Source organism: Kitasatospora sp. NBC_00070, assembly GCF_045041205.1.
Lineage (GTDB): Bacteria > Actinomycetota > Actinomycetes > Streptomycetales > Streptomycetaceae > Kitasatospora.
Genome location: NZ_CP108247.1, coordinates 1,934,347 through 1,960,886 on the forward strand (window position 1 = coordinate 1,934,347; position 26,540 = coordinate 1,960,886).

The following is a 26,540-nucleotide window of genomic DNA, read 5'->3' on the forward strand; positions in this document are numbered from 1 at the left end:
GACTCTCCTGCTACTGACCCGCACCGGGGCGGGGCTGACGGTTGGTCGGGGCGACCGGGAACGGTCGGTGCGGGCTGGGCAGCAGCTGCGGATCCTCCCAGAGCAGGACCAGGCCGGCCGCCCAGTGCCCGGCCGGGTCCCCGCTCTCCTCCGCCTGGTGGCGCAATTCCTTGATCCTGGAAGGCAGTTCCCCCGGAGGGGTGCCGGCCAGCTCCACCGCCAGTCTGGCAGTGAAGCGGCTGCCCCGGCAGTTCTGCCCGGGGTGGTGCCGTTCACCGCAGGTCCACTCCGGCCAGATCACCGCGTGCGCCCCGGCGCTCAGCGCGGCGTCCAGCAGCGGGCCGTGCGGCCGCCCCTTCGGCAGGCCGGGCAGGGCCGGCAGGTGCGGGCGTTCGACCGGGCCGAGCAGGTGGTAGAGCACCCGGGGCTCGCCGGGTTCCGCGCAGTCCACCCGGTGCACCACGGTGCTCCGTTCGGCCTGCCGGAGCGCCCAGTTCATCTCCAGCCTGCGGCGGTCCACCGCGCTGTCCCGGCGCTGCCGGTCCACCACCACCACGGCGTGGTCGGCACCGATCGGGCCGAACGACCGCTTCCCGGTCCACCCGTGCACCGGCACGGTGAGCAGGGTGCGCGGCAGCACGAACACGATCAGCTCGGAGTCGTCCGCGGCCAGCAGGCCGAGCTGCCGGTCGATCTCGGCCAGCACCTCGCCCTGCAGCGCCGACCGTCCGAGCGTCCGCAGCCGGGGCGGCCCGTAGTCGCCGCCGCGCACCGTACGGACCCCGACGGTGAACTTGCCCCGGCCCGCGCCGCTGTGGCCGATCTCGACCAGGATCGGCCGCCACCGCTCCCCGGTGGTCCGGCCGCCGTCCGCGCCGGCCGCCAGTCGCTCCAGCCGCTCGCGCTGCGCCGGGTCGGTGGCCGAGGCGGCCAGCAGTCCGGCGAACTCGCGGACCGGGTGGTGGGCGGCGCCCGGTGCGTCGGTGACCTCGGAGAGCAGGTACCAGCAGGTCTCCCAGAGCGTGCCGGGCCGGGTCGGCGGGTCGAGCAGGCCCTGCGCGGCGGTGGCCGCCCGGTACAGCTCCAGCGGGTCGGCCGCCGGCCCGGCCGCCGTCACCAGGGTCCGCAACTCCCGCACCTGGTCGGCCGGGAGGGCGGCCCCCGGGATCAGGTCGGCCAACTCGGGGACGTACCGGGCCAGTACGCCGATCGGCAGCATCTGGCCGAGCCGGACGGCGGGGCGGACCCTGCCGTCCCGGCCCGGCGCCGGCGGACGGTCCAGGGTGTCCTGGGCCGCCGTCACGATGCCGACCAGCTCACCGCTGGCCGAGTCCACCACCGGGCCGCCGCTGAAGCCCGGCGACAGCGGCATGCCGTGGGTGTCGTGCTCCAGCTGGACCAGCTCACCGCCGATCAGCATGCCGCCCCTGGTCGGCCGGATCTCGCTGCTCCGGCCGGCCTCGTGGTCGAGCGGGAAGCCGTGCGCGGTCAGGCCGGGGTAGGGCGGCCGGTCCCAGTGGTGCAACGGGGCGAACGGCGCGGGGCGGGCGACCCGTTCGGGCACCGGGGCGGCCAGCTCCAGCACGGCCACGTCCCCGGTGCCGTCCCGGCCGTGCCGCCCGCTCGGCCACGGACCACGGCGCAGCACGGTGGCCGACAGTTCGGGATGGTCGGGCCGGTTGACCAGCCGGACCTCGGCGGTGGCCCGGCCGTGCACCACGTGCGCGCAGGTCAGCACCAGCCGGTCGGTGACCAGCACCCCCGCGCCCACGGTCGGCTCGGGCCCGCCGACGCTGATCCGGGCCAGCCAGTACGGGTTCGCCATCGGGCGGGCTCAGTCCTGGCGTCCGGGCGCCCAGCTGAGTCTGACGGTGAGATGCGCCTCGGCCGCCGTCCGGGCGATCAACGCCCCGGCCTCGGCCGTGAGTTTGACCCCGAACTCGATCTCCACCGCGTCCGGCTTCAGGCTGCCGTCCCGGAACACCGCGAGCGCGGACCCGGCGGCCGCCCTGACCCCCGCCAGCGCCTGTTCGAAGGTCTCACCCGCCCGCTCGACCCCGGCGGCGGCCGAACCCCGGCCGACCGGCCGCATCCCGTACTCGTCCAGGCCGGCACTCGGGTACTGCCGCTCGACCCGGACCACCGCACCCTCGGCGGTCACGAACTCCGTGTACTCCGACAAGACTTCCCCCACCGAGCGTTGGTCGGACCACCGTACGGACGTCCCGTGATCGTCGCACAGCGTGGCCCCGCGCGCACCGGTTCCGACCGAGCCTTTCCGTACCGGAACTTCCACTCACCGGACATGACGGGACATCAGATCGTAAAGTTCTGGTATGGACATAGACATCGGCCCACTCAACCCGGACAAGGCCACGCTGCTGCTCGGCCTCGCCCTGTTCGCCGTGATCCTGTTGGTGCTCGGCAAGGTGCTGTTCCCGCGCCTGGAGCGGACGTTGGCCGACCGCCGCGAGGCCACCGAGGGCAAGCTCGAACGCGCCGAGGACCTCCGGGCCGAGGCCCGGGAGACCTACGCCGAGTACCGCCGGGTGCTCAACGAAGCCCACCACGAAGCCGCCCGGATCCGCCAGGAGGCCGCCGAGGAGGGCGCCGCCCTGGTCGCGGCGGCCCGGGCCGAGGGGCTGGCCGAACGGGAGTCCCTGGTGGCGGCCGGCCGGGCCGCGCTGTCGGTCGACCGCGAGCTGGCCGAGCTCGAACTCCGCGCCGACGTCGGCATGCTGGCCGTCGAGCTGGCCGGCCGGGTGGTCGGCGAACCCCTCGGTGAGTTCGCCGACCGGCGCGACAGCGTGGAACGGTTCTTCGCGGAGCACTGAGCCTCGCGGGCGGGTCAGCTGTGGCGGCCCCGACGGCGGGCGACCCAGAACGCGACCCCGCCGGCCGTGACCAGCCCACCGGCCGCCAGGCCGAGCGGGGCGGCCGTACCCGCACCGGTACCCGGGAGTTCGGCGCCGCCGCTCGCGCTCGCCGACGTGGAGGTGCTCGGCCCGGTACTGGAAGTCTCCGATGCCGGGCTGGTGCTGCTGGGGGCCGGAGTGCTCCCGGACGGACTGGGCGTGGGTGTCGGCGTCGGCGTGGGAGTCGGCGTCGGGGTGGGTGTCGGGGTCGGCGTGGGAGTCGGGGTCGGGGTGGGTGTCGGCGTCGGGGTGGGTGTCGGCGTCGGGGTCGGCGTCGGCGTCGGCGTGGGAGTCGGGGTGGGAGTCGGGGTCGGCGTGGGAGTCGGCGTGGGAGTCGGGGTGGGAGTCGGGGTCGGCGTGGGCGTGGGCGTCGGCGTCGGCGTGGCGCACTCCGGCAGGTCCCCGTCGAACGGGTAGTTGTGCACCTCGCTCCCGCTGCTCCCGGTCTGCACCAGGTTGCCCGCCAGGTAGACCCGGCCGTTGAAGCCCGGCGTGCTGAGGATCGTGGTCCCGGCCGGGTTGGCGGCCATCATCGAGCCCTGGAACTGGGCGCCGCCCATGATCCGCACGCTGGTGGCGTTCGGGAAGTTCCACATCAGCCGCGGGCGCAGCTCGGTGAACGGGTCACCGGCCAGCCCGGTACCGGTGTTGGTGTTGATGACCGGGGTGGCGCCGAGCATGTTGATCACCACGGTGGCCCCGGCCGGGATGCCCGTGATGACCAGGTCGGCCGCAGTGCCCAACGACCCGATGTTCCCGGGCACGTTGAAGATCTGACGGGCGCTGGTGCCGTCCCCGGTGAAGGTGACCTGGTTGCCGTCGACCGTCACCACGCCGTTGGCGGTCGCGCTGCCCGTACAGGTGGAGAGTTCGCCGATCTGGGCGGTGAGCCCGGCGTACTGGTTCTTGGCGTTCGCGTCCTGGATCTCCTGGCCGGTCGGGACCACGTTGACGTTACCGGTCAGGGTGCCGCCGAAGCGGAGGTTGCCGAAGGCCAGATCGCCGAGTGAGTTGGTGGCCCCGCCGACCTCGACGGTGTCGGTCGGCCCCACCGTGACGTTGCCGCCGACGGTGACGAAGTCGCTGCCGTCCGGCGGCACCACCCGTGAACCGACCCCGGCCACACCCATGTTGAACAGGCCGCCACCCTCCTTGTCGACCGTCAGGTCGCCGATCGTGACCACCTTGCCCTCGACCTCGGCTGCCCGGCCCAGGACCGTGTAGTCGCCACCGACGAAGACGTTGATGGTGGCGTCCCGGCCGACCACGTCGCCGTTGTTCGGCGGCGGCCAGACGCTCGGGCAGTTCGGTCCGCTGCACGGCCCGAGCGGTGGGGCGAGCGGGGCGGCACTCACCAGCACGCTCAGCGCCGCCACCGGCAGCACGGCGGCCGCCGCCACCAGGGCCAGCCGTCGGCCCACGGGCGAGCGGTGCGGAGCCGGTTGGACCGGGACATGGCGCACGTGATTGCTCCGATCGACGGTGCTCCCGCCGGAAGGCGGCTCGACCGGCCTATTCAATGCCCCGTTTCGTCCCGGTTTGATCCGACACGCCGTCAGTCCCCGTCCGGTCCTTCGAACGACCGGACCGGGGACCCGACCCACCGCACGGGACTACGCCGACCGGGTGTTAGGTTCGGCAGTCGATCGGTCTTCGGAAGGAACCCCCCATGGCCAAGCTGCTGCTCAGCCTGCACGTGCTGGCCTCGGTGCTGTTCATCGGCCCGGTGGCCGTCGCGGTGAGCATGTTCCCGCGCCGGGCGCAGGCCGCGCTGACCGAGGGCCCCGAGCAGCTCCAGGCCGCCGCCTCGGTCCGGCTGCTGCACCGGATCACCCAGGTCTACGCACTGCTCGGCCTGGCCGTCCCGCTGCTCGGCATCGGCACCGCCCAGGTGATGGGCGTGATGGGCGACCCCTGGGTGATCGTCTCGACCGTACTGACCGCCGTCGCGGCCGGCCTGATGCTGCTCTCGGTGGTCCCCGGCCAGCAGGCCACCGTGGACGCGTTGGACGCACCGGAGAACCCGGACGAGCGGAGCCGCGCCACCAAGGGCCTGCGCCTGCTGCCGATGACCGCCGGTGTCTTCAACCTGCTGTGGGCCGTGGTGGTGGTCCTGATGGTGATCCGCCCGGGCTCGACGACCGGCGCCTGACCTCCCGACAAAGGATCAGCCCGGCCCGCCGGCTGGGTCCAGCCCGAACAGCCGGGCGGCGTTGTCGTGGCAGACCGCCCGCAGCCAGTCCTCTCCCAGGCCGAGCCCGGCCAGTGCCTGCAACTGGTGCAGATAGCGGTAGGGGATGTTCGGGAAGTCGGTGCCGAGCAGCACCCGGTCCCCCAGCTCGGCCAGCCGGGGCAGCAACTCCCTCGGGAACGGCGAGAGTTCCTCGGTGAAGTCGGTGAACGCCATGGTGGTGTCCAGCCGGACCTCCGGATACCGCTCGGCCAGGTCGAGGAACTCCCGGTACTCGGGCAGGCCCAGGTGGGCCACCACCAGCCGGAGCCGGGGATGCCGGGCCAGCACCTCGCCGATCGGACCGGGACCGGTGTGCTTGCCGGGCACCGGGCCGGAACCGCAGTGCGTGACCACCGGCGTCCCGGCCTCCGCGAGCCGGCCCCAGACCCCGTCCAGCAGCGGATCGGTCGGGTCGTAACCACCCACCTGCAGATGCATCTTGAACACCCGGGCGCCGTCCGCCAGCGCCCGGCCGACGTACTCCTCGGCGGCCGGCTCCGGGAAGCAGGTCGCGGTGTGCAGGCAGTCCGGGGTGCGGGCGGCGAAGTCGGCGGCCCAGCCGTTCAGCCAGGCGGCCATCCCGGGCTTGTGCGGGTAGAGCATCGCGGTGAACGCCCGGACCCCGAACTCCCGCAGCTGGTCCAGCCGTTGCTGCTCCTCGTGCCGGTAGGAGATCGGCCAGGGCCGCCCGGTCAGCGGTCCGGCCGCGTCGAAGTAGGCCCAGACCTTGGCGAGCACCCGCTCCGGCATGAAGTGGGTGTGCACGTCGACCAGCCCCGGCAGGCCCAACTCCCGCCAGAAATCCCGGACTTCGTCCGCCTCAGACACCCGGCACGGCCTCCGCCCTGGCCAGCACCGCCGCGGTGTCCACCCCGGTCGGCAGAGTGCCGAAGGCGCCGCCGTGGTCGCCGCCCAGCCGGGAGGCGCAGAACGCGTCGGCCACCGCCGGGTCGCCGTACCGGACCAGCAGCGAGCCCTGGAAGACCAGCGCGATCCGCTCGACCAGCCGCCGGGTGCGGTACTCGATCTCGGCGGTGTCACCGAGCTCCTTGCGCAGCACGGCCACCGCCTCGTCCAGCCGGCGGTCGGCCCCGGCGGCCGCCGCCAGCTCGGTGAACAGGGCCTGCACCGTCTCCGGGCGGCGGGCCATCGCCCGCAGCGCGTCCAACGCCGCGACGTTGCCGGAGCCCTCCCAGATCGAGACCAGCGGGGCCTCCCGGTAGAGCCGGGGCATCCCGGACTCCTCCACGTACCCGTTGCCGCCGAAGCACTCCAGCGCCTCGGCCGCGTGCATCGGACCGCGCTTGCAGACCCAGTACTTGGCCGCCGCCAGCCCGAGCCGCCGGACCAGCACCTCCTGCTCGTCCCCCGCCAGCGCCCGGTCGGTGGCCTCGGCCAGCCGCAGGGCGACGGCGGTGGCCGCCTCGGACTCGACCACCAGGTCGGCCAGCACGTTGCGCATCAGCGGCTGGTCCACCAGCGCGGCGCCGAACGCCCGCCGGTGGGTGGTGTGGTGCAGCGCGCGGACCGCGCCGAGCCGCATCCCGGAGGCGGCGCCCAGGGTGCAGTCCAGCCGGGTCATGTTGACCATCTCGATGATGGTCGGCACGCCCCGGCCCTCCTCGCCGACCAGCCAGCCGACCGCTCCGTCGTACTCCAGCTCGGCGGAGGCGTTCGAGCGGTTGCCGAGCTTCTCCTTGAGCCGCTGGATCAGCAGCCGGTTCCGGCTCCCGTCCGGCAGCACCCGGGGCAGCAGGAAGCAGCTCAGCCCGCCCGGCGCCTGGGCCAGCGTCAGGAACAGGTCCGACATCGGGGCCGAGGTGAACCACTTGTGGCCGGTGATCCGGTACGTGCCGTCGGAGTGCGGGGTCGCGGTGGTGGTGTTGGACCGGACGTCCGAGCCGCCCTGCTTCTCGGTCATCGACATGCCCGCGATCAGCCCGCGCTTGCCGTGCGGCTCGCGCAGACCGAAGTCGTACGCGGTGGCGGTCAGCAACGGCTCGTACTGCGCGGCCAGTTCGGGGGTGGCCCGGAGGGCGGGGACGGCGGCGTAGGTCATCGAGACCGGGCAGCTGTGCCCGGCCTCGACCTGGCCCCAGACGTAGAACCCGGCGGCTCGGGCGGTGTGCGCGCCGGGCCGGCCGTCCGCCCAGGGGGCGGCGTGCAGGCCGTGCTCGACCGCGACGGTCATCAGCCGGTGCCAGGCGGGGTGGAACTCCACCTCGTCGATCCGGTGCCCGTACCGGTCGTGGGTGCGCAGCACCGGCGGGTTGTCGTTCGCCAACCGGCCCCAGTCGGCGGCCTGTTCGGTGCCGGCCAGCCGCCCCAGGGTGTGCAGCCCGGGCTCGGCCCAGCCCGCGCCGGCCCGGTGCAGGGCGGCCAGCAGGGTCGGATCGGCGGCCACGTCGTGGCCGTACAGGTCGGGCACCTGGTTGGTGACCTCATGCGTGATCGGCACTGTGCCCTCCCGGGGCATCGGCGTTGACGCCCCCGAGGGCGCGCTGGGTGAAGGTGACCAGAGCGGGGATCAGGTCGTCCTGGGCCTGGCCCGCCGCGAGCGGGCCGACCAGCGCCTCGCCGATCGCGCCGACCAGGGCGGCCGCGGTCAACCGGACGTCCTGCTCCGGGAGTCGGCCGTCGGCGACGGCCGGGGCGATCTGGGCGGCGATCAGGTCGCGGAACGCCTGTCGGAAGACCAGCCGCTCGGCGTCCACCACCTGGTCGGCCGGTTCGGCCAGCAGGGCGTAGGCCAGCCGGGGCGACCTGAGCGCCCGAGCCGCGAAGGTCCGCACCACGGCGGCGACCCGCCCGTGCGGCCCCGCGCCGTCCGCCGCCGCCTTGGCGACGGCCAGTTCGACGGCGGCCACCTCGCGGAGCACCACGACCCGGAACAGCTCGACCGCGAGCTCGGCCTTGCCCGCGAAGTAGCGGTACATGCTGCCGGTGGCGATCCCGGCCCGGTCCGCCACGGCGGCCATCGAGCAGCCCGCGTAGCCGCGTTCGGCCAGCAGGTCCACGGCGGCGGCCAGCACGACCACGCGCTGGGCGTCCAGCCGGGCCTGTACGGCGGGGGTGCGTCGGTATGCCACAGCAAGGATTGAAGCACTGATTCACGGCTTCGGCCAGGGCCCCGGCCGGCCGGGGGGTCAGCCCGGCGGCAGCCGCAGCTCGGCGACGGCACCGCCGGCCGGGTCGTTGCGCAGGTGCAGCGTGATGCCGAGGGCCTCGGCGTGGCCCTGCGCGATGGTGAGGCCCAGGCCGTGGCCGTGGCCCCGCTCCCGGGCACCGGTGCGGAACCGCTGCGGGCCCTCCCGGAGGATCGCTTCCGGGAAGCCGGGCCCGTGGTCACGGACCGTCAGGGTGGCACCGTCCACCCGGACCAGGACGGGGGCGCCGCCGTGCCGGTGGGCGTTGGCGACCAGGTTCGCGACGATCCGGTCGAGCCGGCGGACGTCGGTGCTGACCTGCGCGTCCGACTCCACCAGCAGCTCGGTCGGCGATCCGGTGGCCGCCACCATCCGGGCCACCACCGGACCGAGCGGCACCACCGAGAGCTCCGGGCGGTCCGCCCCGGCGTCCAGCCGGGAGACCTCCAGCAGGTCCTCGGTCAGGCTGCGCAGCACCCGGACCCGGCCCTGCACCAACTCGGTCGGACGGCCGGGCGGGAGGAGTTCGGCCGCGGTCAGCAGGCCGGTCAGCGGGGTGCGCAGCTCGTGCGCGACGTCGGCGGTGAAGCGCTGCTCGTTGGCCAGCTTGGTGCTCAGCACCGCCGACATCGAGTCCACCGCCGCCGCGAGTTCGGCCACCTCGTCGCGCGGGCGGCCGAGCGATCCGATCCGGGCCGTCAGGTCGCCCTGGGCGATGCTGCGGGCGGTGACGGCGGCCGTCCGCAGCCGGCTGCTGATCCGGTCGGCGGCGAACACCCCGGCCAGCACGGTGACCGCGACGGACAGCGTGGCCGAGATCAGGATGGTCCGGTCGAGCTGGGCGACGGCCCGCTCGTCGTCGGCGTAGTCCACCCGGACCGAGACCACCTGGACCGGCTGGGCGCCGGTGCCGATCCCGCCGGCGGCCCACATCACGGTGCCGTCGGCGCCGGGTCCGAGCAGCGATCCCCGGTGGCCGCGCTCGGCCAGCCGGCGCAGCTCCGCCGGGAGTCCGGGGTCGTCGACGGCGGCGTTCCAGCCGACCAGGTCACCGTTGCGGGCGTAGCCGGACAGCACCGAGTCGAGGGCGTTCTCGGCCGACTTCCTGGACTGCTCGACGTGCTGGGCGACCGAGGCCCGGTGCACCAGCAGCCCGACGGTGACGGCGACCAGGAAGGAGACCAGGGCGACGGTCGCGGCGATCTGACGGCGCAGGTTCACCCGGACCGCCGCAGCTTGTAGCCGAAGCCCCGGATGGTCTCGATCCTGGCCGCGCCGATCTTGGCGCGCAGGCGCTGCACGTGCACGTCCACCACCCGGCTGTCGGCGCCCCAGGAGTAGTCCCAGACCCGCTCCAGCAGGGTCTGCCGCTCCAGCACGATGCCGGGCGCGGCGGTGAACTCCAGCAGCAGCCGCAGTTCGGTCGGGGTGAGCGGCACCTGACGACCCGCCACCCGGACCTCCATCGCCTCGGTGTCGACCTCCAGCTCGTCGATCACCCGGACGGCGCGCGAGGGTTCGGGCACCGGGGCCTCGGTGGGCGGTTCGGCCACGACGGCCCTGGTGCGGCGCAGCACGGTACGGATCCGGGCCACCAGCACGGCGGTCTCGAAGGGCTTGGTGATGTAGTCGTCGGCCCCGGCCTCCAGACCGGAGACGACGTCGATCGGCTCGGTGCGGGCCGACATCATCAGGATCGGCAGCTGGCTCTCCTCCCGGATCCGCCGGCACAGCCCGACGCCGTCGAGCAGCGGCAGCATCACGTCGAGCAGCAGGATGTCCGGCCGCCGCGCGCGGAAGCTCTCCAGGCCCTCCAGCCCGTCGGCGGCGGTGTCGACCGGGAACCCGTAGCGCTCCAGCGCCATCCGGGTCGCCTCGCGGATCACCTCGTCGTCCTCGACCAGCAGGATGCGCGGGGTGGCGGGGGCGGGGCTGCTCACAGGGGTGCTCACCTGACTGGTCATGAGGTCGGCTTCACCGGGACGGGGCCGGTGCCCTTGACGGAGGTGGGGAACGGGAAGACCGAGACCTTCGGCTCCGGGGTGATCCCCTTCGGACGGCTGGTCGGCGCGGCCGAGGGCAGCACCCCGACCGGCTCGCAGAGGGTGGCGTCGGCCGCCGGGCCGGTGATCCTCCGGTCGACCGGGGCCAGCCGGACGTCCGTCCAGCGGTAGGTGGTGACCGTCCCGTCCTGCGCGCTGTTGGGCTCGTGCACGATCAGGTCCTGCCCCGCCGTCTCGGCCGTGAAGCCGGCCACCACCCGTTGGGCCAGCGCCGCGTACAGCCGCCCGTCCCGCAGGGTGTAGACGTGCAGGTAGCCCGCCTCGGCGCCGGTCAGCACGGCGGTGATCAGCTCCGCCCGGCCGTCCCCGCTCAGGTCGCGGTAGTGCGCGGAGCGCACGGTGCACCCCTGACACCCGGTCAGCGCCTTCCGTTCCTCGTCCCGCAGGGCCGGGTCCTGCTCCAGCACCTGCCGGGGATCGACGGCGCCGATGTCGTCCCCCGGTACGGCGGGCCCCGGCAGGGCCGTCGGCGGCGGCACCGACCCGGACGCCTCGGGCGCCGCGGTCGGGGCCGTCCCGGCGGCGGCCCAGAGCAGTTGGGCGCTCGGACGGATCGCCACCGGGCGGGCCTGGCCGGCGTCGTGCAACTGCCCGGCGGCGCCGCAGCCGGTGACGGCCGCGACCGCCGCCGCTACGACGACGCCCCAGGCCAGGGCGGTGCGGCTGAGCCAGGTCCTCACGTGGGGTGCGCCTTTCGGGGAGCGGCGGGTCGGTGGTCCACAGTCTGCCCGACCGGCGGGGAGCCCCGGCCCGACGGTCCCTCAGGGGATCAGGTCCGCGAGGACGATGATGTTGTCGGTGTAGTGCCCGTTCCCGGCCAGCGAGCCGCCGCAGGTGATCAGCCGCAGCTGCGGGGTGTCGGTCTCGCCGTAGACCAGCTCGGTGGGGAACTCGCTCTTGGGGAACTGCCGCAGCTCGCGCACCCGGAACGAGACGCCGCTGCCGTCCTGGCGGCGGAGGTCGATCCGGTCCCCCGGTCTCAGCTCGCGGATCCGGCCGAAGACCGCCGGGCCCTTGCGGGTGTCCAGGTGGCCGAGCAGCACCGCCGGGCCGGTCTGGCCCGGGGCGGGGCCGTTGCGGTACCAGCCGACCTGGCCGGGGCGGTCCATCGGCGGGACCTCCACGGTGCCGTCCGCGTTCAGGCCGCTCGCCTCGACCGGTGCGTCCACGCCCATCCGGGGGATGGTCAGGTGGACCGGCGGGGCGACCGTCCCGGTCGCGGCCCGGCCGGGAGCGGTACCCGGCGGAGCGGTGCCCGGCGGGACGGTGGCCGGCTGCGGGTCGACCGGGGCCGACAGGGCGGTGCTGATCCGCACCGGCGGCCGGTCGGGGGAACCGCCGAGCAGCACGATCCCGGTGGTCAGAGCGAGGGCGCCGGCCGTGGCCGCCGGCGCCCACAGGGGACGACGGCGGCGACGGCGGCTGCCCCTAGCCCCGTGCGCCGGCACGGCGACGCACGATGGCGAAGCCGATCCCGGCCGCACCCACGGCGGCCAGGCCCGAGCCGGCCACCAGGGTGCCGGTGGAGGTGCCACTGTCGGCCTCACCGGTCTGCGCCCCGCCCTTGGGCACCACCTTGACCTGCGCGTCCCCGCCCTTGGCGGGCGTGCTCGGCGCAGCGGTCGGCTTCACACCGGTGGTCGGCGGAGCCGACACCGCGGGGCCCGAGGGCACCGCGGACGGGGTCGGCGACGGCGAACCGTCGGCGAAGGCGGCCGGACCGGAGAGCGCCAGCACGCCGGCGACGCCGGCCGAGACCAGTGCGAGGCGCAGGGTGCGGCGGACGGTCGTGGTACCTGCCATGAGAGTTCCTCCCGAATGCTCACCACTCCCGGCCCGGTGGCCGGTAGTCGGTACGGCAGACGTTAGGAACCCGACCTCACGGTGCCCGGCCGGAGGTGTAACGGTCCCCGGCCGACTCTGTAACAGTCGGCCGGACCGTCCCGGCTCCGGCCGGGCCGGGGGTCACGGCTTGGGGATCACGGCTTGGGCGTCACGGCTTGGGGAGCGCGCAGCCCGCCTTGGTGAGCGCCAGCACGTTGCCCGGGCCGAAGCAGCCGGGGATGAGGTAGGTCTGCTGGGCGTAGTTGATGCCCTGACGGACCGTCACGGTGCCGTTCTGGTCCACCTCGCAGGGGTTGTTGTCGGTGCAGCGCGCACCGTCCTCGTTGCCGGTGTTGTTCACCGCGACCACCTGCCCGCTGGCGACGTCGACCACCGGGGAACCGGAGGTGCCGCCGATGGTGTTGCAGCTGGAGGTGTAGCGCATGGAGTCCTTCCAGGTCCACGCGCCCTCCTTCAGCCGGTAGACGAAGGCGTCGGCGTTGCAGGAGTAGATCTTCTTCCAGTAGCCGGAGACCACCTTGATCGCGGTCCCCGCGACGGGGTGGGTGGCGGCCACGGTCAGCGGGTTGATCCCGTACGAGCTCTTGATCGCCGCGTAGGTGGTGTTCAGCTGGTAGATCGACACGTCGGTGTCGGTCATCGTGCCGTAGACCATCTTGTTGGCACGCAGGGTGGCGACCTTGCTGCCCGAGGAGTTGAGCAGCGAGAAGGTCCGGCTGGAGCTGCGGTTGGTCAGCACCTGGCCGGCCGCCGGGAAGCCGGTCTCCAGGCAGTGGCCGTTGGAGAGGACCAGCGCCGGGTCGGTGGCGGCCGAACTCGGCATCCGGATCAGCGATCCGGAGCAGTTGCTGAGCGCCACGGTGCCCGCGAAGTCCACCGCGGCGACGGTGGCGGCGGGGGGCTGGGCGGCGAAGGCGGGGGTGAGGCCGGTGAGCCCGGCGGCTCCGGCGAGCAGGAGCGAACAGGATGCTCCGATGAGCGGCTTCCTCATGAGAACTGCCTCTCGGTGTGGGGGTGAAACCAAGCTGGCGTGCACATGACCTTTTGTCAATGCCTCTTCAGGACAAGCCAGTTGGCCGCGCCACCCCCGCACCGGGGCGATCAGGCGGCGGGCCAGGTCCAGCGCTGGTTGGCCCCGCCGAAGCAGGTCCACAGCTGGGTCGGCGTCCCGTTCGCCGAGTTGTTCCCGGTCACGTCCAGGCACTTGCCGAGTGCCCGCAGGGTGCCGTCCGGGTTCGGGGCCCAGGTCTGCGCCGCGCTGCCGTTGCAGTCCCAGAGCTGGACCTTGGCCCCGTCCGCACTGCTCGCGGACGCCACGTCCAGGCACTTGCCGAGCGCGCGCACCGAGCCGTCCGCCCCGGCCGTCCAGGTCTGCGCGGGGGTGCCGTTGCAGTCGTAGAGCTGCACGGCGGTCCCGTTGGCGCTGCTCGCGCCCGCCACGTCCAGGCACTTGCCGGCCAGCCCGGTGATCCGGCCGCCACCGCCGCCGCTCTGCCCGCCGTTCCAGGTGAAGGTCGCCGAGGTCTTCGCCGGGAGCTGGTAACCGAAGCTCTGGCCGCCCCAGTTGACCCGGATGCTCTGGGCGGAGCCGCTGTCGTTGTACGCGATCAGCGCCTTCGAACCGTCCGGATTGCGCCAAGCCACGTTCGGCACCGCCGAGTTGGCGGAGGAGGCGATCCGGTACGCGCCCGGGCGGACGAACTTGGTCAGGTGGCCCATGGTGTAGTACTCCACCGTGTAGTCCACCTGCCCGGCCCGGCTGCCGCCGTTCTGCACCGTGACCAGCCCGGTGCAGGTGCCGCAACCGCCGTAGTGCGGGCCCATGTTCTGGTCCACCGCCAGGCTCCACTTGGTCACCGACTTCGCCCAGTTGCGGGTGTAGTCGATGATGTTGCGCATGTCCTCGCGCTGCTGGTCGGCGATCCAGGTGCCGCCGGAGTGCTCGGTGCCGAAGGCGTCCACCCCGGGGTACTGGTCGTGCACGGCGGTCTGGGTCGCCACGTCACCGCCGTAGCCGTGCCAGGCGATGCCGCCGAAGTTGGGGTGGCTGCGGATCGCCGGATCGTCCACCACCGGGGCGCCGTAGCCCGCGTACTGGTCCCAGTTCCAGTCCAGCGCGAGCACCTTACTGGTCAGCCCGGCCGTCTGCAGGGCGGGCAGCAGGTTGTTCTTGGTGAAGTACGCCAGGCCGGAGCCGTTCCAGCTCATCGACGGGTAACCACCGCAGCAGGTCGGCTCGTTCTGCACGGTGAGGTAGTCCACCGGCACGCCCTGGGCTTGGTACGCCTGCACGTACTTGGTGAAGTACTGGGCGTACGCGGCGTAGTACTCGGACTTCAGCCAGCCGCCGTTCAGGGTGCCGCTGTCCTTCATCCAGGCCGGGGCGGTCCACGGGCTGGCGATCGTGGTGAGGGCCGGGTTGAGCTGCTTGGCCTGCCTGGTCAGCGGCAGCACGTCCGCCAGGTCGTGCGCGACGGAGAAGTTCGCCAGGTTCGGGTCGGTCTGCCCGGCCGGGCGGTCGTCGTAGGTGTACCCGAACCTGGCCAGGTCGGAGGAGCCCATCGGGTTGCGGGTCAGCGACAGGCCGATGCCCTCGGTGGGCGAGAACAGCTTGCGCATGGTGGCGTCCCGGGTGGCCGCCGAGAGCGCGCCGCTGCTGTTCAGCAGCCAGGCGGCGGTGTCGGTGAACGAGGCACCGCCGCCGGTGAACTGCTGGTAGCGGACGTTCTCGTCCACGGTGATCTGCTGACCGGCGCCGCTGCCGGCCGCGAAGGCGACCGCGGCCTGGGGCTGGAGCCCGCGGGTGACGTGGCGGCCGCCGGCGTCGTCGGTGGTGGTGAGCCAGACCGAGACGGACTCTCCGGCGGCGGTGGCGGTGGGGGCGGCGGCCAGCAGGCCGGTGGCGACCAGGGCCCCGGCGAGCAGGCCGGTGGCGGCACGGGGGATTCGGAGCACGGTGAACTCCTTGTGGGGTGGGGGACGGCCGCCGATTCAACTCCTGGAGGCTGATGCCGTCAAGGTCTGGACCATTCGCTGATCTTTCGTCAATTTCCGAACACACACTGCCCCGCACGTCACGACCATGATTCGGGAGTTGACGTCGAGTCGGTAAGGAAACCTTCCAACCGAACTCTTGACGGGCGCCGTTCAGCTCTAGTTGACTCCGTGCCACCCTCCCCGGAGAGCGCTCCCCCCACAAGCCCCCCTGGAGAACCCCGATGCCCCGTACCTCCTGGCGCCTGCCCGCCCTGGCCGCGCTGCTCGCCCTGCTCCCCACCGGTCTGGCCACCACCCAGGCACAGGCCGCCGCCAACCCCGGCCCCGGCTTCCCCGCCCAGTACGCCGCGCCCTACGTGGAGACCTGGAAGTCGCCGTCCGCGATGGCCGACGCCCGGGCCGCCACCGGCCTGAAGTACTTCACCCTGGCGTTCGTGATCAGCGACGGCAGCTGCAACGCCACCCTGAACGGCAACACCCCGATCACCGACGGCGGTTGGCAGTCGGCGATCAACAGCCTGCGGGCGGCCGGCGGTGACGTGATCGCCTCCTTCGGCGGCGCGGCCGGCACCGAGCTCGGCCAGGCCTGTACCTCGGTCGGCAGCCTGAAGGCCCAGTACAAGCGGGTGGTCGACACTCTCAACCTGACCAAGATCGACCTGGACATCGAGGGCGGCTCGCTCAACGACACCGCTGCCAACGACCGCCGCAACCAGGCGCTCGCCCAGCTCCAGCAGGAGTACGCGGCGGCCGGCCGCCGGCTCGCCGTGCACTACACCCTGCCGGTCAACCCGACCGGCCTGGAGGGCAATTCGCTCAGCCTGCTGAACAACGCCAAGAGCCGGGGCCTGGACGTCGGCGTGGTCAACATCATGACCATGGACTACGGCCCCGCGATGGACATGGGCAAGGCCGCCACCGACGCGGCCACCGCCCTGCGCGGCCAGCTCGGGAGCATCTGGACCGGCAAGTCCGACCAGCAGCTCTGGGCGATGGAGGGCAACACCCCGATGATCGGGGTCAACGACACCCAGGCCGAGGTGTTCAGTACCGGCAACGCCGGCACGCTGGCCAACTTCGCCGCCGCCAGGGGCATCCAGCTGCTCGCCTTCTGGGCGCTCGGCCGGGACAAGGCGTGCGCCAGCAACGGCACCCTCTCGGACTCCTGCAGCGGGACCCCGCAGAGCCCGTACCAGTTCGCCCGCACCTTCAACTCGATCACCGGCGGCGGCGGTTCGCCGCAGCCGAGCGGCCGGATCACCGGCTACGGCGGCAAGTGCGTGGACATCGCGGCGGCGAGCAGCGCCAACGGCACCGCCGTCCAGCTCTACGACTGCAACGGCACCGCCGCGCAGACCTGGACGGTGGCGGCGGACGGTTCGCTCCAGGCGCTCGGCAAGTGCCTGGACGTCACCAGCGCCGGCACGGTCAACGGCACCAAGCTCCAACTCTGGGACTGCAACGGCACCGGCGCCCAGAAGTGGCAGGTCGGCGGTAACAGCACCCTGGTGAACCCGGTCTCCGGCCGCTGCCTGGACGCCACCGGCCCGAGCTCCGCCAACGGCACCCGGCTGCAGATCTGGGACTGCTTCGGCGCCGCCAACCAGCAGTGGCTGCTGCCCGCCTGACCCCCGAGAGGACCTCGCCCATGCTCCGCAGAGCCCTCGCCGGGGCCGCCGTCCTGGCCACCGCCCTCGGCCTGCTCCCGGCCGTCGCCGGCCCCGCACAGGCCACCCCCACCACCTTCGCCCACCCCGGAGTCCTGGTCGGCAGCGGGCAGTTGGACTTCGTCCGGGCCAAGGTGCAGGCCGGCGCCGAGCCCTGGAAGGCCGCCTACGACCAGCTGCACGCCGGCAAGTACGCCTCGCTGACCCGGACCGCCAAGCCGCGCGCGGTGGTCGAGTGCGGGTCCTACTCCAATCCCAACTACGGCTGCACCGACGAGCGCGAGGACGCCATCGCGGCGTACACCCTGGCGCTGGAGTGGTACCTGACCCGGGACGGCCGGTACGCCGAGAAGGCGATCCAGATCATGGACGCCTGGTCGGGCACCATCACCGACCACACCAACAGCAACGCCCCGCTGCAGACCGCCTGGGCCGGCTCGGTCTGGCCCAGGGCCGCCGAGATCATCCGGTACGGCTACGGCAACTGGCCCGCCGACCGGGTCACCCGGTTCGGCACCATGCTGCGCACCGTCTACCTCCCCGAGGTGGTCAACGGCTCCCGCTCGAACGGGAACTGGGAGCTCAGCATGGTGGAGGCGACCATCGGCATCGGCGTCTTCCTGAACGACCGCACCGTCTACGACAAGGCGGTGGCCCTCTTCCGGAGCCGGGTGCCCGCCTACGTCTACCTGGCCTCCGACGGCCCGCTCCCCCGCACCGTCCCCGGCAGCGGCCTGGACACCCGGGACGAGATCGTCGGCTACTGGCAGGGCCAGAGCACCTTCGTCGACGGCCTGACCCAGGAGACCTGCCGCGACCTCACCCACACCGGCTACGGCCTCTCCGCCATCTCGCACGTCGCGGAGACCAGCCGACTCCAGGGCCAGGACCTCTACCCCGAGATCGCCGACCGCCTGCGGCACGCGCTGGGCTTCCAGTCCAAGTACCAGCTCGGCACCGCCGTCCCGTCCTGGCTCTGCGGCGGCACCCTGAACCAGTCCCTCGGCCCGGTCACCGAGGTCGGCTTCAACGCCCTGGCCAACCGCCTCGGCTACGGCATGACCAACACCCGGCTCCTCACCGAGAAGCAGCGCCCGGCCGGCACCGACAACCTCTTCACCGCCTGGGAGACCCTGACCCACGCGAACAACCCGGCCTGAGCGCGCCGATGGGCCCGGCACCGCCGAACGGCGGTGCCGGGCCCATCGGTTGAGCCTGCGTCAGACCTTGAGGGCCTTGATCGCGGTGGGGGCGTGGCCGGGCTCGGTGGCCAGGTCCTCCCACTCGTTGACGGCGTCGATGCCGGCGCCGCCCATCGAGATGTTGGTGACCCGCTCCAGGATGGCCTCGACCACGACCGGGACGCGGAACTCGGCGGCCAGCTTCTTGGCCTGCTCGAAGGCGGGCAGCAGCTGGTCGGGCTCGGTGACCCGGATGGCCTTGCAGCCCAGGCCCTCGACGACCTTGACGTGGTCGACGCCGTAGACGCCCAGCTCCGGGGAGTTGATGTTCTCGAACTCCAGGTTGACCTGGAAGTTGATGTCCAGGTTGCGCTGGGCCTGGCGGATCAGGCCGAGGTAGGCGTTGTTGACCAGGACGTGGACGTAGGGGATGCGGTGCTGGGCACCGACCGCCAGCTCCTCCAGCATGAACTGGAAGTCGTAGTCGCCGGAGAGGGCGACCACCGGGGTCTCCGGGTCGGCGGTGGCGGCACCGAGCGCGGCCGGGATGGTCCAGCCGAGCGGGCCGGCCTGGCCGCAGTTGATCCAGTGCCGCGGCTTGTAGACGTGCAGCATCTGCGCACCGGCGATCTGGGACAGACCGATGGTGGTGACGTAGCGGGTCTCCGGGCCGAAGGCCTTGTTCATCTCCTCGTAGACGCGCTGCGGCTTGAGCGGCACGTTGTCGAAGTGGGTGCGGCGCAGCAGGGTGGCCTTGCGCTCCTGGGTGGAGGCGGCCCACGCGCTGCGGTCGGGCAGCTTGCCGGCGGCCTTGAGCTCCTTGGCCACCTCGACGAACAGCTCCAGCGCGGCCTTGGCGTCGGAGGCGATGCCGAAGTCCGGCGCGAAGATCCGGCCGAGCTGGGTCGGCTCGATGTCGACGTGGACGAACTTGCGGTCCTTGGTGTAGACGGCCAGGTCACCGGTGTGGCGGTTGGCCCACCGGTTGCCGATGCCGAGGACGAAGTCCGACGCCAGGAAGTTCGCGTTGCCGTAGCGGTGCGAGGTCTGCAGGCCGACCATGCCCGCGTTCAGCTCGTGGTCGTCCGCGATGATGCCCCAGCCCATCAGGGTCGGGATGACCGGTGTGCCGGTCAGCTCGGCGAACTCGACCAGCAGGTCGGTGGCGTCGGCGTTGATGATGCCGCCACCGGCGACGATCAGCGGACGCTCGGACTCCAACAGGAAGCCGATCGCCTTCTCGATCTGGGCCCGGGTCGCGGCCGGCTTGTAGACCGGCAGCGGCGCGTAGGTCTCCGGGTCGAACTCGATCTCGGTCAGCTGGACGTCGATCGGGAGGTCGATCAGGACCGGGCCCGGCCGGCCGGAGCGCATCAGGTGGAAGGCCTGCTGGAACACGCCGGGGACCTGGGCGGCCTCCAGGACGGTGGTCGCGGCCTTGGTGACCGGCTTGGCGATCGAGGCGATGTCGACGGCCTGGAAGTCCTCCTTGTGGAGCTTCGCGACCGGGGCCTGGCCGGTGATGCACAGGATCGGGATCGAGTCCGCGATCGCCGAGTACAGGCCGGTGATCATGTCGGTGCCGGCCGGTCCCGAGGTACCGATGCAGACACCGATGTTCCCGGCCTTGGCCCGGGTGTAGCCCTCGGCCATGTGCGAGGCGCCCTCGACATGGCGGGCCAGGGTGTGGCTGATGCCGCCACCCTCCTTGAGGGCCTTGTAGAAGGGGTTGATCGCGGCGCCCGGCACGCCGAAAGCGACGTCAACGCCCTCGCGCTTGAGGATCTCAACTGCCGCGCGGGCGGCTGTCATTCGAGGCATCGGCTTACTCCTGCGTCCGTCAGACTTCCACGATACGGAAGGATGATTCTGGTATGCGAAAAGAAAAGTAAGCCGCTTTCAACAAATCGTCAAGGGCGGTCCGCAGGGTGACCCTCCGGTCCCGGCGGGCCGACCCTCCGGTGCCCGGACACGACGAAGGCCCCCGGCAGCAGCCGGGGGCCTTCGGGGGGGCCTGGGTCAGAGTGCGGCCGCGAGCCGGGTGCCCTGGTCGATGGCGCGCTTGGCGTCCAGCTCGGCGGCCACGTCCGCGCCGCCGATCAGGTGCACCGAGGCGCCGCCGGCCTGCAGCTCGGCGTGCAGCTCCCGGCGCGGCTCCTGACCCGCGCAGAGCACCACCGTGTCCACCGGGACGGTGCGGTCCTCGCCGTCCACGGTCAGGTGCAGTCCCTCGTCGTCGATCCGCCGGTAGCTCGCGCCGGAGACGGTCCGCACCCCCCGGTGGGCCAGCTCGGCCCGGTGGATCCAGCCGGTGGTCTTGCCCAGGCCGGCGCCGACCTTGCCGGGCTTGCGCTGGATCAGGTGCACCGTGCGCGGCGACTTCGGCCGCTCGGGGGTGCGCAGCCCGCCGGGGCCCCGGTGCTCGGTGTCGATGCCCCAGCTCGCGTAGAAGTCGCCGTCCTGGTCGGTCAGGAACTCGGCCACGTCGAAGCCGATCCCGCCCGCGCCGATGACCGCCACCCGCTCGCCGGCCACCGCGTCGCCGCGCAGCAGGTCCAGGTAGCCGACCACGCTCGGGTGGTCCACCCCGGGGATCTCAGGGACGCGCGGGGTGACACCGGTGGCGAGCACCACCTCGTCGTACCCCTCGGCCAGCAGCGCGGCCGCGGTGACCACCGTGCCGAGCCGCAACTCGACCTGACGCTCCGCCAGTTGGTGGCGGAAGTAGCGCAGCGTCTCGTCGAACTCCTGCTTGCCCGGCACCTGCCTGGCCACGTTCAGCTGCCCGCCGATCCGGTCCGCGGCGTCGTACAGGGTGACCGCGTGCCCGCGTTCGGCGGCGGCCACCGCGAAGCCCAGGCCGGCCGGGCCCGCGCCGACCACGCCGATCCGCTTGCGGCGCCGGGTCAGGGCGAGCACCAGCTCGGTCTCGTGGCAGGCGCGCGGGTTCACCAGGCAGGAGGTGATCCTCCCGCTGAAGGTGTGGTCCAGGCAGGCCTGGTTGCAGCCGATGCAGGTGTTGATCGCCTCGGGGGTGCCGCGCTCCGCCTTCGCCACGAACTCCGGGTCGGCCAGCAGCGGCCGGGCCAGCGAGACCAGGTCGGCGTGGCCGTCCGCGAGCAGCTGCTCGGCCAGCTCGGGGGTGTTGATCCGGTTGCTGGTCACCAGCGGGATGCCCACCTCGCCCATCAGCCGCTTGGTCACCCAGGCGTACGCCGCCCGCGGCACCGAGGTGGCGATGGTCGGGATCCGGGCCTCGTGCCAGCCGATGCCGGTGTTGATGATGGTGGCCCCGGCCGCCTCGACCGCCTTGGCCAGCTGCACCACCTCGGCGAGGGTGGAGCCGCCGGGGATCAGGTCGAGCATGGAGAGCCGGTAGATCAGGATGAACTCGGCCCCGACCCGCTCGCGCACCCGGCGAACGATCTCCACCGGGAAGCGCATCCGGTTCTCGTAGCTGCCGCCCCATCGGTCCTCGCGCCGGTTGGTCGGCGCGGCGACGAACTCGTTGATCAGGTAGCCCTCGGAGCCCATGATCTCGACGCCGTCGTACCCCGCCGCCTTGGCCAGCTCGGCGGCCCGGGCGAAGTCCTCGATCGTCTGCTCGACCTCGGCCTCGGTGAGCGCGCGCGGCGGGAAGGGGCTGATCGGCGCCTGGATCGCGCTCGGCGCGACCAGCTCGGCGTGGTACGCGTACCGGCCGAAGTGCAGCAGCTGGAGCGCGATCTTCCCGCCCGCCGCGTGCACCGCCCCGGTGATCACCCGGTGCTCGGCCGCCTCCTGCTCGGTGGTCAGCTTGGCGCCGCCCTCCCACGGGCGGCCGGCCTCGTTCGGCGCGATGCCGCCGGTGACGATCAGGCCGACGCCGGCCCTGGTCCGGGTCGCGTAGAACTCGGCCATCCGCTCGAAGCCGTTCTCGGCCTCCTCCAGGCCGACGTGCATCGAGCCCATCAGCACCCGGTTGGGGAGCGTGGTGAAGCCCAGGTCGAGTGGACGCAGCAGGTTCGGGTACGCGGTCATGGCGCCAAGGTAGGGGCCCGTCGCCCACCTATGCAACAAGTTGCACATCTACTGTGCCCGCCGTCACAGCGGGGCCCGTCGGGCCGACTTGCACCTGGACCTACGACCGGACCAGCAGCTGATCGGCCGTCACCCCAACGGCCCGTTTGCCGGACCCCCCGCACTGGTGACACTCCAGGAGATGGGTAGGTGGCAGGGTGAGGCAGGGCCGTGGGAGGGCCGCCCGACGGGCGGCCCTCCCACTCTGCTCCCGCGAGGCGCCGAGCGCCCCCACCAGCCCTGACCGGCCCGCACTCCCTTCCCGGCGGATCGCCGGAGCCACGGGGCGAGCCCTCGGCGACAAAGGACAAGCCCCTGACGGGAGTTGCCTCCCCGGGGGCGAAATCCACCTGGGCCCGCCACCGCCACCACCCCCGGACGGCCGCCACGCCGGCCCGGGCGGGCAGAACGCGACACAGCGGATTCCCGATAGCACTTGATACCTTCGCGGAGGAATGATTAGCTGGACTGGCTGGCGGGCCGGTGCTCCGTCCGGTAACCCGCCGGCGGCTGAGACAGGGGGCGTAGTCGATGGACATGCGTACGGATCGACCCGGTAAGGAGCTATCGGCTCATGCGCCCGAGATCCCTTCGGATCTCCTGGCCGACCTGTTACGACGAGCCGTCCGCCTGCCACTGCTCGCCGCCAAGTACCGGCAGTGGGCGGTGGGTGGGACACCCGCGCTGCACCAGATCCCGGTCTTGCGGCACGACGAGCTGGCCCGCGTCACCGAGGAGGTGCTCGCACTGCGCACGGCGGACGGCACCTCCTCGCTCTGGGCGGTCGGCGGATCCCTGACCGATCCTGAGCTGAGCCTGCTCCCCCACGATCTCGGCGTCAGGCAACTGCGCCACAGCTGGCGGCCGTTGGGCGCCGACGACGTGCTGGCCAATCTGCACCCGCTGGAACGGCTGCGGCCGAACCACCACTTCTTCAACCGCTTCGCCGCCGAGTCCGGCACCCTCGGACTGGCGTTCGGCCGGCTGCCCGAGGGCGGCCACAAGGAGTGGGCGGAGCTGCTCACCAAGGTGGGCGTGACCGCCGTGGCGGCACCGCCCGAGACGGTGACCCAACTGCTCGGGATCGCCACCGCCAACCGACCGCTGCCGTGGCTGCGCACCCTGCTCCTCGGCGGCATGAGCCTGGACTCCACCCCGGACGAGACGCTCGCCGACTGCCTTCCGAACACCCGGGTCTGGCGCCTGTACGGCAGCCCGGCGACCGGAACGGTCGCCCAGCGCGGACCGCGCTGCCTCGACGACGTCTACCACCCGCTGCCGACCCAGCACGTGGAGATCGTCGCCGGACTGCTGGTCGTCACCACGCTGGACCCGGCCCGTAATCCTCCGCTGATCCGCTACGAGACCGAGGAGCGCGGTGAGTTCACCCTCTGCGCCTGCGGTCGACCGGGCCCGGCGGTCCGCCTGTTCGGCGCCGCGTCGCCCTACTTCCGGATGCACGGACACACCGTCAGCGCACAGGAGCTCGCCGACCTCGCCGTGGCCACCGGCGATGTGCGCACCGCCCAGGTCGTGCTGGACGACTCGAGCTGGGACGAGCGGGTTCAACTCCGGGTCCGCCTCGCCCCGGGCGTCCCCGCCGACGAGTACACCCTCCAGTGGATCCGCTACCAGGTCCTGACCAGGCACCTCGTGCTCGCCTCGTGTGTTCTCGAACAGCCGGACGCGTTCGAGGTCGTCACTGCCGACGAGCTCGCCGACACCGCATCGCCCGCCCTGAACGGCAGAGCCACCGTGGGCTCCGTTCTGGTCCGGGACGCGTTCTGACCCTTCCGAACCGATCCGCCAGGGCGGCCGCTTCACGCCCACCTACCCAGGATGAGGAACAACCATGACCGAGATCCAGACCCACCCGCAGGACCAGTCCGTCGCCCAGGCCGAGGACGAGATCGTCATCGCCGTCCGGGCGATAGCCCCCGAGCACGCCGAGACGATCAAGGCGGAGCCGCTGCCCGAGGGCTGGCTGACCGGCTGGGACGTCGCCGGCGTGGTGATGCGCGCCGCCCCCGAGGGGTTCGGCCCGAAGCCGGGCGACCGGGTGGTGGGCGTGGCCACCGGCACCGAGTGGGCGTCGTGCATGGCACTGTCCACCGAGTACGCCGTCGTGCTGCCCGACCACGTCAGCTTCGAGCAGGCCGCGGCGCTGCGGGTCGCGGTGCTCACCGCACTGCGCCTGGTGCGCAGCGCGGGGACCATGGCCGGGCGCAGGGTCCTGGTCACCGGTGCCGAGCAGGGCATCGGCCGGCTCCTCGTCGAACTCGCCGCCACGCTGCGGGCCGAGGTCACCGGGATCGTCGGCCGGGCCTCGGAGGCCGGGCAGGTCGCGGAGCTCGGGGCCACCCACGTGGTGTGCGACGCCACCGAGGCCGAGGGCGCGTTCGACGTGGTGTACGACGCGGTGGCCGGCAGCACGGCGGGCGCGGGGCTGGTCGCGGACGGCGGCGTGGTGTTCCTCTACGAGAGCTTCGCGGCGAACGGCGCGGACACCAGCTTCTTCCGCTTCTTCGGCGGCCCCGCGCAGGCCGGTCTGCGGCACTTCGTCTTCCGTACCGCCACGCCCGAGGACCGCGAACTGGCCCAGCTGCTCGACCTGCTGACGGTCGGCGAGCTTTCGTTCGGCGGCGTCGGCGCCACGGTCCAGCCGGCCTGACCACCGTTCCCTGCTTCTGTTTCCTTCCTTCCCTCTGCACAAAGGAGTTTGCGTGCGTACCGAGATCCTGGGCCGGACCGGTGTCACGGTCAGCCGTATCGCCCTGGGCACGATGATGCTCGGAGCGTGGGGCAACAAGGATCATGCCGAGTGCGAGCGCCTGGTCCACACCGCGCTCGACGCCGGTGTGAACCTCGTGGACACGGCGGACATGTACTCGGCCGGTGAGTCGGAGGAGATCGTCGGCCGGGCCCTGAAGCGGCGCCGGGACGATGTCGTACTGGCGACCAAGGTGCACTTCCCGATGGGCACCGACCCCAACCGGCGTGGCAATTCCCGGCGTTGGATCCGCCAGGCGGTGGAGGGCAGCCTGCGCCGGCTGGACACCGACCGGATCGACCTCTACCAGATCCACCGCCCGGACCCGACGACGGACATCGACGAGACCCTGTCGGTGCTCAGCGACCTGGTCCGCGAGGGCAAGGTGCTGGCCATCGGGTGCTCGGACTTCGCGGCCGAGGAGATCGTCGCGGCGCAGTGGACGGCCAAGGAGCGCGGACACATCGGCTTCCACACCGAGCAGCCGCCGTACTCCGTCTTCATGCGCGGCATCGAGCGCGGGGTGCTGCCCACCGCACAGCGTCACGGGATGGGGGTGCTGACCTGGTCCCCGCTGGCCAGCGGCTGGCTGACCGGGCGCTACCGGAAGCAGAACGGTCTCGAACTCAACGACTTCCGCAAGGACTTCATCGCGCACAAGTTCGACCAGAGCCTGCCGGGCAACGTCCGCAAGTACGAGGTCGTCGAAGAACTCGCGGTGCTCGCCGAGGAGGCCGGCCTCACGCTGACCCACCTGGCGCTGGCGTTCGCCCTGAGCCACCCGGCGGTGACCAGTGCCATCATCGGGCCGCGCACGGTCGAGCAGCTCACCGATCTGCTGGCCGCCGCCGACCTGGTCCTGGACGACGCCGTCCTCGACCGGATCGACGCGTTGGTGCCGCCCGGCACCGACCTCAACCCGGCGGACGCCGACCACACGCCGATCCACCTGACGGATGCCACGTTGCGCCGTCGCCGCGGCTGAGTCGCGGAGCAGGCCCCGTACCCGGCCCGGCCGCGCCGGCGCGCAGCCCGGTCGGGGCCCGGGGGCCCACCGTCCGGACCCCGGGGGCTACTTCTTCGCGTTCAACGCTTCGGAGCAGCGGTCCAGCTGGGCCAGGAACAGCTTGGCCTCCTCCGCCTCGAAGCTGTCCGTCAGCAGCTGCTCCACCTCCTGGACGGCGACGTTCGCGCGGTTGAGCAGCGGCCGACCCGTCCGGGTCAGCCGGGCTTCCAGGATGTGGCCGTGCACCGGGTGCGGCTTGCGCTCCACCAGCCCTCGGCTCTCCAGCGTGGACAGGACGGAGGACATGGTCTGGGGAGTGACCATGCAGCGTCTGGCCAGCACCGCGCCGGACAGGCCGGGCTCCTGGTACAGCGCGTAGAGCACGCTGTACTGCGGGACGTTGATCTTGAAGGGGCGCAACGCAGCGTGCTTGGCGGCTGTGAACTCCTGTTCGACCCGCTTGATGTGCTGCCCCAGGCGTTCATGAGTGGAGGGGTACATGAAGCCAGACTACCCGCATACCTCTTATGGATACAGGGGGCCGCAGGGTCCGGCGAAGTGAGTCGACACCCTCCGCACCGGCAGGTGCGGGCCATATGGCCACGGCACCCGTGGTGCGCAGGGCGGGGCGACCAATTCATAAGGAACCTTGTGCATA

The 26,540-nt window shown here is 72.5% G+C and carries 23 protein-coding genes; 7 read left to right on the forward strand and 16 right to left on the reverse strand.

Annotated features, from left to right (window positions below):
- Nucleotides 1-10 precede the first annotated feature (10 nt).
- Entirely contained in the window at nt 11-1,825 is a 1,815-nt protein-coding gene (locus OHV05_RS08970; protein WP_405017187.1) for a trypsin-like peptidase domain-containing protein, read from the reverse strand.
- Between the two features lie 9 nt (nt 1,826-1,834).
- Complete coding sequence (locus tag OHV05_RS08975) at nt 1,835-2,182, reverse strand: CU044_2847 family protein (RefSeq protein ID WP_405017188.1); 348 nt, start codon at nt 2,180-2,182, stop codon at nt 1,835-1,837.
- A 154-nt stretch (nt 2,183-2,336) separates the two neighbouring features.
- On the opposite strand from OHV05_RS08975, the gene OHV05_RS08980 reads away from it, so the two are divergent.
- A complete protein-coding gene (locus OHV05_RS08980; RefSeq protein ID WP_405017189.1) occupies nt 2,337-2,834 on the forward strand; it encodes a hypothetical protein in 498 nt (165 codons plus the stop codon).
- A 14-nt stretch (nt 2,835-2,848) separates the two neighbouring features.
- On the opposite strand, the gene OHV05_RS08985 is transcribed toward OHV05_RS08980, so the two are convergent.
- Nucleotides 2,849-4,336, reverse strand: coding sequence for a choice-of-anchor A family protein (locus OHV05_RS08985; RefSeq protein ID WP_405017190.1), 1,488 nt, complete (start codon nt 4,334-4,336; stop codon nt 2,849-2,851).
- Nucleotides 4,337-4,584: 248 nt separating this feature from the next.
- Between OHV05_RS08985 and OHV05_RS08990 the strand changes: the two genes are divergently transcribed.
- Entirely contained in the window at nt 4,585-5,067 is a 483-nt protein-coding gene (locus OHV05_RS08990; protein ID WP_403033084.1) for a DUF2269 family protein, read from the forward strand.
- Nucleotides 5,068-5,082: 15 nt separating this feature from the next.
- Here OHV05_RS08990 and OHV05_RS08995 read toward each other — a convergent pair whose 3' ends face one another.
- From OHV05_RS08995 to OHV05_RS09040, 10 genes are all read right to left on the reverse strand, one after another.
- The gene (locus tag OHV05_RS08995; RefSeq protein WP_405017191.1) at nt 5,083-5,976 is read right to left on the reverse strand and encodes an amidohydrolase family protein; all 894 of its coding nucleotides are present in this window, start codon (nt 5,974-5,976) and stop codon (nt 5,083-5,085) included.
- The gene (locus OHV05_RS09000) at nt 5,969-7,606 is read right to left on the reverse strand and encodes an acyl-CoA dehydrogenase family protein (RefSeq protein WP_405017192.1); all 1,638 of its coding nucleotides are present in this window, start codon (nt 7,604-7,606) and stop codon (nt 5,969-5,971) included. The genes OHV05_RS08995 and OHV05_RS09000 overlap by 8 nt, the downstream gene beginning before the upstream one ends.
- Entirely contained in the window at nt 7,590-8,237 is a 648-nt protein-coding gene (locus tag OHV05_RS09005; protein ID WP_405017193.1) for a TetR/AcrR family transcriptional regulator, read from the reverse strand. Before OHV05_RS09005 ends, OHV05_RS09000 begins: the two co-directional genes overlap by 17 nt.
- A gap of 57 nt (nt 8,238-8,294) precedes the next feature.
- On the reverse strand, nt 8,295-9,515 hold the full coding sequence (locus tag OHV05_RS09010) for a sensor histidine kinase (protein WP_405017194.1): 1,221 nt from the start codon (nt 9,513-9,515) through the stop codon (nt 8,295-8,297).
- Nucleotides 9,512-10,258 carry a two-component system response regulator CseB gene (gene cseB, locus OHV05_RS09015; RefSeq protein WP_405017195.1) on the reverse strand — a complete coding sequence of 249 codons (747 nt, stop codon included), beginning with the start codon at nt 10,256-10,258 and terminating at the stop codon, nt 9,512-9,514. Before cseB ends, OHV05_RS09010 begins: the two co-directional genes overlap by 4 nt.
- Nucleotides 10,255-11,037: a hypothetical protein gene (locus OHV05_RS09020; RefSeq protein ID WP_405017196.1), complete on the reverse strand. Its 783-nt coding sequence runs from the start codon at nt 11,035-11,037 to the stop codon at nt 10,255-10,257. The genes cseB and OHV05_RS09020 overlap by 4 nt, the downstream gene beginning before the upstream one ends.
- Before the next feature lie 81 nt (nt 11,038-11,118).
- Nucleotides 11,119-11,706, reverse strand: coding sequence for a class F sortase (locus OHV05_RS09025; RefSeq protein ID WP_405017197.1), 588 nt, complete (start codon nt 11,704-11,706; stop codon nt 11,119-11,121).
- 79 nt (nt 11,707-11,785) lie between these two features.
- Nucleotides 11,786-12,160: a sortase-dependent protein gene (locus OHV05_RS09030; protein ID WP_405017198.1), complete on the reverse strand. Its 375-nt coding sequence runs from the start codon at nt 12,158-12,160 to the stop codon at nt 11,786-11,788.
- Nucleotides 12,161-12,350: 190 nt separating this feature from the next.
- Nucleotides 12,351-13,193, reverse strand: coding sequence for a trypsin-like serine peptidase (locus OHV05_RS09035; RefSeq protein WP_405017199.1), 843 nt, complete (start codon nt 13,191-13,193; stop codon nt 12,351-12,353).
- Nucleotides 13,194-13,303: 110 nt separating this feature from the next.
- On the reverse strand, nt 13,304-15,157 hold the full coding sequence (locus tag OHV05_RS09040) for a ricin-type beta-trefoil lectin domain protein (RefSeq protein ID WP_405017200.1): 1,854 nt from the start codon (nt 15,155-15,157) through the stop codon (nt 13,304-13,306).
- 263 nt (nt 15,158-15,420) lie between these two features.
- Here OHV05_RS09040 and OHV05_RS09045 point away from each other — a divergent pair, with 263 nt between their 5' ends.
- On the forward strand, nt 15,421-16,827 hold the full coding sequence (locus OHV05_RS09045) for an RICIN domain-containing protein (RefSeq protein ID WP_405017201.1): 1,407 nt from the start codon (nt 15,421-15,423) through the stop codon (nt 16,825-16,827).
- Nucleotides 16,828-16,847: 20 nt separating this feature from the next.
- The gene (locus OHV05_RS09050; RefSeq protein ID WP_405017202.1) at nt 16,848-18,026 is read left to right on the forward strand and encodes an alginate lyase family protein; all 1,179 of its coding nucleotides are present in this window, start codon (nt 16,848-16,850) and stop codon (nt 18,024-18,026) included.
- Nucleotides 18,027-18,086: 60 nt separating this feature from the next.
- On the opposite strand, the gene gcl is transcribed toward OHV05_RS09050, so the two are convergent.
- Together gcl and OHV05_RS09060 are read right to left on the reverse strand one after the other, a co-directional pair.
- Nucleotides 18,087-19,868, reverse strand: a complete 1,782-nt coding sequence (gene gcl / locus OHV05_RS09055) for a glyoxylate carboligase (RefSeq protein ID WP_405017203.1) — start codon at nt 19,866-19,868, stop codon at nt 18,087-18,089.
- A 198-nt stretch (nt 19,869-20,066) separates the two neighbouring features.
- Nucleotides 20,067-22,067, reverse strand: coding sequence for an FAD-dependent oxidoreductase (locus OHV05_RS09060; RefSeq protein ID WP_405017204.1), 2,001 nt, complete (start codon nt 22,065-22,067; stop codon nt 20,067-20,069).
- Between the two features lie 576 nt (nt 22,068-22,643).
- Between OHV05_RS09060 and OHV05_RS09065 the strand changes: the two genes are divergently transcribed.
- The 3 genes from OHV05_RS09065 to OHV05_RS09075 all read left to right on the forward strand — a co-directional run bounded on the left by OHV05_RS09065 (nt 22,644) and on the right by OHV05_RS09075 (nt 25,861).
- Nucleotides 22,644-23,894: a hypothetical protein gene (locus tag OHV05_RS09065; RefSeq protein ID WP_405017205.1), complete on the forward strand. Its 1,251-nt coding sequence runs from the start codon at nt 22,644-22,646 to the stop codon at nt 23,892-23,894.
- A gap of 64 nt (nt 23,895-23,958) precedes the next feature.
- Entirely contained in the window at nt 23,959-24,777 is an 819-nt protein-coding gene (locus OHV05_RS09070) for an alcohol dehydrogenase (RefSeq protein ID WP_405017206.1), read from the forward strand.
- A gap of 52 nt (nt 24,778-24,829) precedes the next feature.
- Nucleotides 24,830-25,861 (forward strand): aldo/keto reductase, encoded by a 1,032-nt coding sequence (locus tag OHV05_RS09075; protein WP_405017207.1) that lies wholly within the window; start codon nt 24,830-24,832, stop codon nt 25,859-25,861.
- Between the two features lie 87 nt (nt 25,862-25,948).
- Here OHV05_RS09075 and OHV05_RS09080 read toward each other — a convergent pair whose 3' ends face one another.
- Nucleotides 25,949-26,383, reverse strand: a complete 435-nt coding sequence (locus OHV05_RS09080; protein ID WP_405017208.1) for a MarR family winged helix-turn-helix transcriptional regulator — start codon at nt 26,381-26,383, stop codon at nt 25,949-25,951.
- Between the last annotated feature and the right edge of the window lie 157 nt (nt 26,384-26,540).

What these genes read in the sequence shown, in the direction of transcription:
- OHV05_RS08970 (WP_405017187.1), bottom strand. Translation starts at nt 1,825, where the DNA reads ATGGCGAACCCGTACTGGCTGGCCCGGATCAGCGTCGGCGGGCCCGAG.
- OHV05_RS08980 (WP_405017189.1), top strand. Translation starts at nt 2,337, where the DNA reads ATGGACATAGACATCGGCCCACTCAACCCGGACAAGGCCACGCTGCTG.
- OHV05_RS08990 (WP_403033084.1), top strand. Translation starts at nt 4,585, where the DNA reads ATGGCCAAGCTGCTGCTCAGCCTGCACGTGCTGGCCTCGGTGCTGTTC.
- cseB (WP_405017195.1), bottom strand. Translation starts at nt 10,258, where the DNA reads ATGACCAGTCAGGTGAGCACCCCTGTGAGCAGCCCCGCCCCCGCCACC.
- OHV05_RS09030 (WP_405017198.1), bottom strand. Translation starts at nt 12,160, where the DNA reads ATGGCAGGTACCACGACCGTCCGCCGCACCCTGCGCCTCGCACTGGTC.
- OHV05_RS09035 (WP_405017199.1), bottom strand. Translation starts at nt 13,193, where the DNA reads ATGAGGAAGCCGCTCATCGGAGCATCCTGTTCGCTCCTGCTCGCCGGA.
- OHV05_RS09045 (WP_405017201.1), top strand. Translation starts at nt 15,421, where the DNA reads ATGCCCCGTACCTCCTGGCGCCTGCCCGCCCTGGCCGCGCTGCTCGCC.
- OHV05_RS09050 (WP_405017202.1), top strand. Translation starts at nt 16,848, where the DNA reads ATGCTCCGCAGAGCCCTCGCCGGGGCCGCCGTCCTGGCCACCGCCCTC.
- gcl (WP_405017203.1), bottom strand. Translation starts at nt 19,868, where the DNA reads ATGCCTCGAATGACAGCCGCCCGCGCGGCAGTTGAGATCCTCAAGCGC.
- OHV05_RS09060 (WP_405017204.1), bottom strand. Translation starts at nt 22,067, where the DNA reads ATGACCGCGTACCCGAACCTGCTGCGTCCACTCGACCTGGGCTTCACC.
- OHV05_RS09065 (WP_405017205.1), top strand. Translation starts at nt 22,644, where the DNA reads ATGCGTACGGATCGACCCGGTAAGGAGCTATCGGCTCATGCGCCCGAG.
- OHV05_RS09070 (WP_405017206.1), top strand. Translation starts at nt 23,959, where the DNA reads ATGACCGAGATCCAGACCCACCCGCAGGACCAGTCCGTCGCCCAGGCC.
- OHV05_RS09080 (WP_405017208.1), bottom strand. Translation starts at nt 26,383, where the DNA reads ATGTACCCCTCCACTCATGAACGCCTGGGGCAGCACATCAAGCGGGTC.